Here is a 6,788-nt window from a genome sequence, read left to right as displayed (position 1 = left end):
TTCCGCACGAACGGCTCGAACACCTCCGCCGCGAACGCCTCCAACTCACCACGCACAGCAGCAATCTCGTCCGGAGTCACACCCCCATCAACGCACACCAAACCCGAAAGACACGCCACACCCCAACCAACCTGACCAAGCACTACTAGACGCGCAGCCAGCTGTGGCGGTCCCGCGCCGTCGCGTACAGGGACTCGATGTCCGCCGGTTTCAGTACGCCCCCGAGCGACGCCAGCGCCGGGATCTCGGTGTCGCGCAGGATCCGTACGCCCGAGGGCATCGGCAGGGCGTCCAGGCGCGCGGGCTCGACCACGGCGAGTACGGGGCGTACGTCGGCCGCCAGCGCGCGCGAGGCGCGTTCCGCGGCGCGGCGGGCCCAGCGGAGATGGGGTGCGGGTGCGGCGCGCCCCACGCGGACCTGCGGGTCGGCGACGCCGACCCGGCGCTTCCGGGCCGGGAGCGTCCGTACGGCCAGGACCCCGGCCGGGCCGATCGCCAGATGGTCGATACGGGCGGCGCCGGGGAGCGGTATCGAGTGCAGTACTCGCCAGCCCGCGCCCTCCAGCCGGTCGAGCCGGTCGCCGATGTTCTCCTGAGCGAGCAGTTCCGCCTGCCGGGGGTCCTGACGCCACCGCCGCCACAGGAGAGACCCGGGCGACGCGGAGGACGGGGCGGAGTCGGCGGCTCGCAGCGCGTCCAGTTCCGCGTGGAGCGCCTCGCCCGGACGGTTCGGGGCCAGATCGTCATCGGGGTGGAGCGAGAGCCGGTCGAGATCGGCGGGGGTCGGCACCCGGGGTGGCCCTACGGTCACCTCGCCGGTGAGATACGGCGCCAGCGCGGAGAGCACCTCGTCGCGCCCGGCCCCGGAAAGCACGCTCACCCGGCCGGTGTCCTTGTCGTACCAGGCGACGGTAGTACCGTCCCGCAGGCTGACGTACAGCCGGTCCCGGCCCTGCCCGCGCGCCGGTGTGACGCGTAATCGGCTCATACCCCACCACCCCCACGACCATGGGAACAGCACCCGGACCACGGGGGCAATAGTCCTCGGTCCCCGGACGGGCCGCCCTCCCTGACCATTCCGTCCCGTAACGCGGGCCAGTTGTCACCGCCGTGCGGCAGACTCTCCCTGAGCACGCGACACCTCAACAGCACTTCCTCAGCACCCGCCGGTCCCCCTAAGGAATCCCACCCATGATCATCTTCGGCACCAAGGGCTACCTCTACCAGCTGGCGATACTGACGCTGATCTGCGGCCAGTGCGGCAATCCGTCGGCGCACACGCTCCGCAAGCGCGTCACCAAATTCACGCTGTTCTTCGTGCCGCTGTTCCCGTTCTCGACCAAGTTCGCGACCCAGTGCACGTTCTGCGGCGCGGAGCGGCAGGTGACCAAGGAGCAGGCCGACCAGCTCATGGCCCAGGGCACCGGCCAGCCGAGCGGACAGGGGTACGGCCAGGGTTACGGCCCCGGAAACGCGCAGGGGTACGGGCAGGGCGGCGGTCAGCCGTACGGACAGCCGGGGCAGCCGGGGCAGCCGGGGCAGCCGGGGCAGCCGGGGCAGCCGCAGCAGGGGAACCCCTACCAGCAGTGAGCGACCGCGAGAGGCACGGCAGAGTCGACTGAAAGCGCTCATACGGAACGACCGGCCGATGACTCATCGAACCGAAAGCCCCGCCAGATGAGTCCGGCATGCCTGACGTCCCCACATAACCGGACATAAGCCATGCCGCCTTGCTACGTTGCGACGCATGACCGCAACGACGGCGGACGCTCCCCCACCCGGGATTCGCCACCCCAAGCGCCGGGGTGTCGAACTCTCGCTCCTCGTCTGCGCCGTCCTCATCTCCGTCTTCGGCTACATCGGCGTCGGTCTCGGCAGGAACCACGTCGTACCGCACGACGCCGGCGGATACGGCGCCGGTCTGGGCATGCTCGCCCTCCTCGCGCATATCGCCGTCCGGCTGCGCGCGCCGTACGCGGACCCCCTGCTGCTGCCCATCGCGGTGCTGCTCAACGGCCTCGGTCTGGTGCTGATCTACCGCCTCGACCTGGAGACTCCGGGCGACAAGGCCGCGCCCACCCAGCTGGTCTGGTCCACGTTCGGTGTCGCGCTGTTCATCGCCGTCGTCGTGTTCCTGCGCGACCACCGGCTGCTCCAGCGGTACGCCTATCTGTCGGTCGCCACCGCGCTGGCGCTGATGATCGTGCCGATCTTCTTTCCCGCCGTGAACGGGGCCAAGATCTGGATCCGGGTCGGCGGACTTTCCTTCCAGCCCGGTGAGTTCGCCAAGATCCTGCTCGCGGTCTTCTTCGCCGCGTACCTCGCCGCCAACCGCAACGCGCTCGCCTACACCGGCCGCAAGGTCTGGCGGCTCCAACTGCCCACCGGCCGCGTGCTCGGTCCGATCGTGGCGATCTGGCTGCTCAGTGTCTTCGTCCTCGTCATCGAACGGGACCTGGGCACCTCGCTGCTCTTCTTCGGGCTCTTCGTGATCCTGCTGTACGTCGCGACCGGACGCACCGGCTGGATCGCCGTCGGGCTGCTGCTCGCCGCGGTCGGCGCGTTCGCCGTCGGCTCGCTGGAACCGCATGTCCACAGCCGCGTACAGGACTGGCTCGACCCTTTCGCCTCCATCGCCGCAGGCCGCGGACCCGGCCAGCTCGCCCAGTCCCTCTTCGCGTTCGCCGCGGGCGGGATGCTCGGCACCGGGCTCGGGCTCGGCCGGTCGATCCTGATCGGTTTCGCCGCCAAGTCCGACTTCATCCTGGCCACGGCGGGCGAGGAACTGGGCCTGGTCGGCCTGACCGCCCTCTTCATGCTGTACGCCCTGCTGGTCGCCCGCGGTTACCGCGCCGCCCTCGCCCTGCTCGACCCCTTCGGCCGGCTGCTCGCCGTCGGCCTCTCCGCGATCCTCGCCCTCCAGGTCTTCGTCATCGCGGGCGGGGTGACGGGGCTGATCCCGCTGACCGGCATGGCGATGCCCTTCCTCGCCCAGGGCGGCTCGTCCGTCGTCACCAACTGGGTGATGGTCGCGCTGCTCATCCGGCTGAGCGACTCGGCCCGCAGCCCGCGCCCGGAGAGCGCGGAGCCGGGCGTCATCGCGCCGGCCGACGAGAACGGGAACGCCTGGAGGGACCAGCGATGACCCGCCACATCCGAGGCAGGGAGCAGCCGTGACCCGCTTCATCCCGTGGAGGGAGCAGCCGTGACCCGCTTCATCCCGTGGAGGGAGCAGCCGTGACCCGCTACATCCGGCGGACCGCCGTCTTCTCTCTCCTCCTGCTGGTCGCCCTGCTGGTCAACTCCGCCAGGATCCAGGTCATCGACGCGGAATCCCTCGATCACAACCCCGCCAACCGCCGTGACACCGTGGCCCGTTACTCGCAGCCGCGCGGCAACATCCTCGTCGGCGGCAGGGCGGTCACCGGCTCCAGGGACAGCGGACAGCAGCTGCGTTACGAACGCACCTACACCCAGGGCCCGCTGTACGCGCCCGTCACCGGCTACGCCTCCCAGACGTACGGCACGACCCTGCTGGAGAACGCCGAGGACGCCACCCTCTCCGGTACGGACCCGATGCTCGCCCCGTTCCCCTTCTGGAACGAGATCACCCGCGGCCGGCGCCCCGGCGGCCAGGTCGCCACCACGATCAAGGAGTCGATGCAGCGGGCCGCATACGAGGGACTGGCCGGCAGACGCGGCGCGGTGGCTGCCGTCGAGCCGTTCAGCGGGAGGATCCTGGCGCTGGTCAGCAGCCCGTCGTACGACCCCGGGCAGCTGTCGGGCACCGGCGGGGCCGTCAACGACGCATGGGCCCGGCTGACCGGCGTGGACGCGCAGCCCCTGCTCAACCGGGCCATCCGGCAGACCTACCCACCCGGTTCCGCCTTCAAGATCGTGACGGCGGCGGCAGCGCTGGACTCCCGGACGGTCACCGATGTCCACGCCCCGACCGGCATCGCCGAGCCGTATGTCCTGCCGGGCACACGGACCGCGCTGCCCAATGAGGCGGACGGCTGCGACAAGGCGTCACTGGACTACGCGATCAGATGGTCCTGCAATACGGTGATGGCCGGGCTCGGGGTGAAGACGGGGCTGTCCGCGATGGTGGAGACGGCGCGGAAGTTCGGCTTCAACGACACCGGGATCACGATCCCTTCGGGGGTCGCCGCGTCCCATTTCGACACCAGCATGAGCGACGATCAGCTGGCGCTGTCCTCGATCGGGCAGTTCGACACGCGGGCCACCCCGCTCCAGATGGCGATGGTCGCGTCGGCGGTCGCGAACGGCGGGGAGCTCAAGTACCCCTTCCTGGTGGACCGGACCATGGACGCGAACGGCGACATCGTCTCCCGTACCGGCGAGCGCTCCTACCGGCGGGCGGTGAACCCGGCCACGGCGCAGCGGTTGCGGCAGCTGATGATCGGGGTCGTCGAGGACGGTACGGGAGCGAACGCGGGGATCGACGGGGCGACGGTCGGCGGGAAGACGGGGACGGCGCAGCACGGGGTGGGCAACACCGGGGCGCCGTACGCCTGGTTCATCGCCTGGGCGCAGGCGGGCAATTCGAGCCGGCCGGCGGTCGCGGTGGCGGTGGTCGGAGGGTCTCCCCAGTACTGGACGTACTGGGGTGATCCCGACAACGCGGCGAGCGTGCGTGCCAGGCGTCGCGGGCCCGCGAAGATCGGCCGGACAGGGCCTAGAGCGGAGCAACGGAGGGGCGCGGTGCAGGAAGGGGGCGCGGTGGAGGACAGGGTCGCCGAGGCGTTGGCGCGGATCGAGCGGCTCGATCCCGCTCTGTGCGCCTTCATCGAGGTGTGGGACACGGAAGCCAGGGATCGGGCGCGGACGGTGGACCGCCGACTGCCGCTCGCCGGGCTGCCGTTCGCGGTGAAGGGACCGTCCGGCATCCGGTCGTACGCGGCGGGGCGGCTGATCGAGGCGGGCGCGGTGCCGGTCGGGTCGACGGCGGTGCCGGGGCCGGGCACGTACTGGCAGACCTGGGGGCGGGGCAGGCACGGCCGTACGGTCAACCCGTACCGCGCGGACCGTACACCCGGCGGGTCCTCCGCCGGGTCGGCGGTGGCGGTCGCGGCAGGGATGGTGCCGCTGGCGACCGGCAGCGACGGGGCCGGTTCGGTCCGGATCCCGGCGGCCTGGTGCGGGGTGTTCGGGCTGAAGACGACCAACGGGCTGCTGCCGTCCCCGGACCGTACCGGTCTGGCCTCGGCGGGTGTGCTGGCGCGATCGGCGGCGGAGGTGCGGGCGTATCTGCGGTGTGTGCTGGACGGATACGAGGCGCCGAAGCCGGCCTTCCCCGTGCCCGCCGTCTTCTCCCCCGATCTGGGGTACGCGCGGCCGGACCCGGAGGTGGCGGCGGTGGTGCGGGCGGCGGTGGACCGGCTGGTGGCGGCGGGGGTCGTACGACTCGCTCCGGCGCGGCGGCCGTTCACGCTGCTGGACCCGCGGGAGGCCTGGACGGCGATACGGAGCGGCGGCGGCTCGGAAGCATCGGAGGCGGTCGTGCGGGCATCAGGGGTACGGGCGGAGAACGACCGGCGGCTCGACGCGCTCTTCGCCCGTACACCGCTGCTGCTCACCCCGGTCACCCCCAACAGACCGCATGGCCACGAGGGTCCGGGCGAGCTCTACTCCACCGCGCTGACCTGGGCGTTCAATCTGAGCGGGCATCCCGCGGCGAGCATTCCGGCCGGTTTCACGGCGGACGGATGCCCGGTGGGGCTGCAACTGGTGGCGGCGCGCGGCGCGGACGCCTCGCTCCCGGAGATCGCCCTCGCGGCCCCGCCCCCGCCCCCGGCCCCGGCCCCAGCTCCCCGGGCGCGACCCGGGCAGCCCGCGCCGGCTACGTCAGCGCCTCCCGGCGCTGCCGCCACTCCGTAGGGACCGAGCCCGTTCCGGTGCGGGCCGCGACGATGCCCGCCGTGATCGCGCAGGTCGTGTCGACGTCGCCGAATCCCTCCGCCGTCGACCAGAGCGCGGCGGCCAGATCGTCGCGGTGGCGGGCCGCCGTCCATACCGCGAACGGCACGGTGTCGTCAGCCCGGATCCGCTGGCCGTTGCCGAGCAGATCCGCCGCCTTCCACGGCTCGGTGGTGAACGGCAGCTCCGCCGCCCGCGCCAGGCCGTCCCGTACCGGCCCCACGGGGGTGGCCTCCGCCACCGCCGCCACGGAGAGTTCGGACCGTACCGACAGGGCCGCCGCCACCGCGATCGCCACCGCGCCCGCGATGCCCTGCGGGTGGGCGTGGGTCACCTCGGCGGACAGCACCGCCTGTTCGGTCACGCGGTCCAGGTCGGCCGCGAACCAGGCGCCCAGCGGGGCCACCCGCATCGCCGCGCCGTTGCCCAGACTGCCGCCCTCGAACAGCCCGGGGGCCAGGGTGCGCCAGCTTTCCGGCTCCGCCAGCAGGGCCGGCAGCAGCATGTGCATACCGTGCCCGTAACCGCGGGCCGGATCGGCGTCGTACGTGAGGGCGAAGCACAGGGCGAGCCGGTCCTGGTCGATGGCGCCGCGTTCGTCCAGGACACGTTGTATCGCGAGGGCCATCGCGGTGTCGTCCGTCCAGTGCCACTCCAGTTCCGGCGGCGTGATCCTGGCCCTGATCTCCGCGTACGCGCGCTGACGCTCGCGGAAGAGAGGGAACCAGCGTTCGCCGAAGGCGTCGCCCAGGGCGAGCCCTTCGAGACTGCGGCGGGCGGCTGCGCGGTCGGCACCGGGGTGTGGGGCGGTCATACGCGCCATCGTGCCGTGCGACGCGGTGTTACGC

5 protein-coding genes and 1 pseudogene are annotated in these 6,788 nt (G+C 72.1%); 4 read left to right on the top strand and 2 right to left on the bottom strand.

Features of this window, described 5'->3' with window-relative positions; translation table 11 throughout:
* Nucleotides 1–145 precede the first annotated feature (145 nt).
* A complete protein-coding gene (locus IF11_RS0134120) occupies nucleotides 146–988 on the bottom strand; it encodes a nuclease-related domain-containing protein (RefSeq protein ID WP_030355685.1) in 843 nt (280 codons plus the stop codon).
* Nucleotides 989–1,191: 203 nt separating this feature from the next.
* On the opposite strand from IF11_RS0134120, the gene IF11_RS0134115 reads away from it, so the two are divergent.
* The 4 genes and pseudogenes from IF11_RS0134115 to IF11_RS42825 all read left to right on the top strand — a co-directional run bounded on the left by IF11_RS0134115 (nucleotide 1,192) and on the right by IF11_RS42825 (nucleotide 5,901).
* Entirely contained in the window at nucleotides 1,192–1,590 is a 399-nt protein-coding gene (locus IF11_RS0134115) for a zinc ribbon domain-containing protein (RefSeq protein ID WP_030355684.1), read from the top strand.
* 157 nt (nucleotides 1,591–1,747) lie between these two features.
* Nucleotides 1,748–3,145, top strand: coding sequence for an FtsW/RodA/SpoVE family cell cycle protein (locus IF11_RS0134110; protein WP_030355683.1), 1,398 nt, complete (start codon nucleotides 1,748–1,750; stop codon nucleotides 3,143–3,145).
* Between the two features lie 92 nt (nucleotides 3,146–3,237).
* Nucleotides 3,238–4,614, top strand: a pseudogene (locus IF11_RS40560) (penicillin-binding transpeptidase domain-containing protein); the annotation flags it as partial.
* On the top strand, nucleotides 4,588–5,901 hold the full coding sequence (locus IF11_RS42825) for an amidase family protein (protein ID WP_280521095.1): 1,314 nt from the start codon (nucleotides 4,588–4,590) through the stop codon (nucleotides 5,899–5,901). The pseudogene IF11_RS40560 and the gene IF11_RS42825, both read left to right, overlap by 27 nt.
* On the opposite strand, the gene IF11_RS0134100 is transcribed toward IF11_RS42825, so the two are convergent.
* On the bottom strand, nucleotides 5,864–6,763 hold the full coding sequence (locus tag IF11_RS0134100; RefSeq protein WP_420894597.1) for an ADP-ribosylglycohydrolase family protein: 900 nt from the start codon (nucleotides 6,761–6,763) through the stop codon (nucleotides 5,864–5,866). The two genes, IF11_RS42825 and IF11_RS0134100, sit on opposite strands and share 38 nt — an antisense overlap.
* Between the last annotated feature and the right edge of the window lie 25 nt (nucleotides 6,764–6,788).

This window comes from Streptomyces scopuliridis RB72 (assembly GCF_000718095.1).
Lineage (GTDB): Bacteria > Actinomycetota > Actinomycetes > Streptomycetales > Streptomycetaceae > Streptomyces > Streptomyces scopuliridis.
Note: the sequence above shows the minus strand (reverse complement) of the source record. Positions and strands in the feature narration are given on the sequence as shown.